The organism is Bradyrhizobium sp. (genome assembly GCF_019244115.1).
In the GTDB taxonomy this organism is placed as follows: Bacteria; Pseudomonadota; Alphaproteobacteria; order Rhizobiales; family Xanthobacteraceae; genus Bradyrhizobium.
In genome coordinates this window covers 1-2414 of sequence record NZ_JAFATE010000522.1, presented here as the reverse complement: position 1 = coordinate 2414, position 2414 = coordinate 1, and the positions used below count along the sequence as shown (strand labels likewise).

The 2414-nt window shown below is 64.8% G+C and carries 2 protein-coding genes; both read left to right on the top strand.

Features of this window, described 5'->3' with window-relative positions; genetic code table 11:
- The coding region (locus tag JOZ76_RS23160) for a universal stress protein (protein WP_291702262.1) at window positions 1–647 on the top strand (647 nt) is incomplete at its 5' end.
- A gap of 72 nt (window positions 648–719) precedes the next feature.
- The coding region (locus JOZ76_RS23155; protein ID WP_291702260.1) for an acetate--CoA ligase family protein at window positions 720–2414 on the top strand (1695 nt) is incomplete at its 3' end.

The following is a 2414-nucleotide window of genomic DNA, read 5'->3' as shown; positions in this document are numbered from 1 at the left end:
TGCGCGGCACCACCGACGCACGCGGCCTTCTCCGGGCATTCGATGATGCCGCGACCCGCTTCGGGGTGCGCCACGTGCAGGACTTGCGACGGCTGCCTGGCGACGAGATTGCGCCGGCGCTCGCGTGGCAGGCCCGATTGAGGGATCTGTCCCTGGTTCCCGTCAAGGCCAACAGCGATCAATCTGAAAGCATCATCGAGCAGCTGCTGTTCAAGTCGGGTCGGCCGGTGCTGTTGTGTCCCGAGGAATTGGCGACCGAATTGCCGGTAACGCTCGACGATATCTTGATCGCCTGGGATCATAGCGCGCCCGCCGCAAGAGCGATTGCGGATGCCTTGCCATTGCTTCAGGCCGCTGCTTCGGTACGGGTGATCACGGCCACCGACAACCGGTCAGACGATGAGTTGCGATCGGGGAAAGCGCTGGTTGGTCATCTTGCCGAACACGGCGTCACAGCATCATTCGAGACCGTCAGGATCGACGGCAGTTCGGTTGGAAAGATCTTTGAGGCCCATGTGCGATCGAACAGAATTGATCTGTTGGTGATGGGCGCCTATCGCCATTCCCGGCTGAATGAGATCATATGGGGCGGCGCGACCAAGACCGTCATGGGGCGGCCACCCTGCTGGGTTATGATGTCACGCTGACACCCAGTTACAAGCCGCGTCAGATCCCTGAGAAGAGCAGCTTGCGGGCCGTGTGGCCCGCCACTCCTGGCAATGTCGACCTATCGATTGAAAAATGTTCTGTCGCCGCGTTCCGTTGCGCTGATCGGGGCAAGTCCGCGGCCGGGTTCCGTCGGCCGCGCCATCATGGCGAACATTCGCAAAGCGGGATTCAGGGGCGAATTCGGCTTGGTCAACTCGCACCATGCGGAAATCGAGGGCATGGCGGGGGTGGATCGCCTCGACAAACTGCCTTTCGTTCCCGAACTGGTCGTCATCACGGCGCCGGCTGCGGCAATACCCGGCCTGGTCGAGCAAGCCGGTGAGCGCGGGACGGTGGGCGCCGTCATCGTCAGTGCCGGGCTCGGCCATGGTGCAGGATCCCTGGCGGAAGCCACGGAGCGGGCCGCCCAGCGATATGGCATGCGGCTGATCGGGCCGAATTGCCTCGGCATCATGATGCCGGATATCAGCCTCAACGCCAGTTTCTCCGCGCATATGCCGCGTCCCGGGAAACTCGCGCTCATCACGCAGTCGGGTGCGATCGCGGCCGGCATGGTGGATTGGGCCGCGCCGCGCGGCGTCGGATTTTCCGGAATCGTTTCTATCGGCGATCAGCTCGATGTCGATATCGCCGATCTGCTCGATCATTTTGCGCTGGACGCCAGGACCCAGGCGGTCCTGCTCTATGTCGAGTCCATCAAGGACGCGCGGAAGTTCATGTCGGCGGCGCGCGCGGCGGCGCGGGTCAAGCCGGTGGTGGTCGTCAAGTCGGGCCGCATGGCGCAGGGCGCCAGGGCGGCCGCAACCCACACCGGCGCGCTGGCGGGATCCGATGCGGTTTACGAAGCGGCGTTTCGTCGCGCAGGGATGCTGCGGGTCTCCGACTTGCGCGAGCTGTTCGATTGCGCCGAGACGCTCGGTCGCGTCGAAGCTCCCACTGGAAAGCGCTTGGCCATTCTGACCAATGGCGGCGGCATCGGCGTGCTGGCGATTGATCGCTTGTGCGAACTCGGCGGCATTGCGGCGACGATCGGACCGGCGACAAAGGAGAAGCTCGACGCCGCCTTGCCGCGGACCTGGTCCGGGTCAAATCCCGTTGATATCGTCGGCGACGCCGATGCGGCGCGTTACGCCGCCGCGCTCGAGCTCTTGCTGGACGATGCGGGCAACGATGCCGTGCTGGTGATGAATGTTCAGACCGCCATTGCGTCCGCCGCCGAGACCGCGGCCACCGTCGCAAGCCTCGTCGCAAGTTATCGGCAGCGCCTCCGCCGCGCCGCAAAGCCGGTGCTGGCGGCATGGATCGGCGCCGAGCAGAACGTCATCGACACGCTCAATGAGGCCGGGATTCCGAACTATCCGACCGAAGACGATGCCGTGCGCGGTTTCATGCACCTGGTGCGCCATCGGGAGGTCATCGAGATTCTGACGCGGGTGCCGCCGGAGCTGCCGGACGCTTTTGGGCCTGATGTCGTCACCGCGCGGCAGATCGTCGCCGGCGCGATCGCCGATGACCGTCACTGGCTCGACCCGGTCGAGGTGAAGCGGCTGCTCGAGGCCTACGGCATCGCCATGGTGCCGACCTTTGCCGCCGGTAGCGTCGACGAGGCGGTCGCCCATGCATCCAAACTGTTTGCTCAGGGCGCAACGGTTGTCCTGAAGATCATGTCGCGGGACATCGTCCACAAATCGGACGTCGGCGGGGTCGTGCTCAACCTGACCACGCCCGAAGCGGTCCGCGCGGCG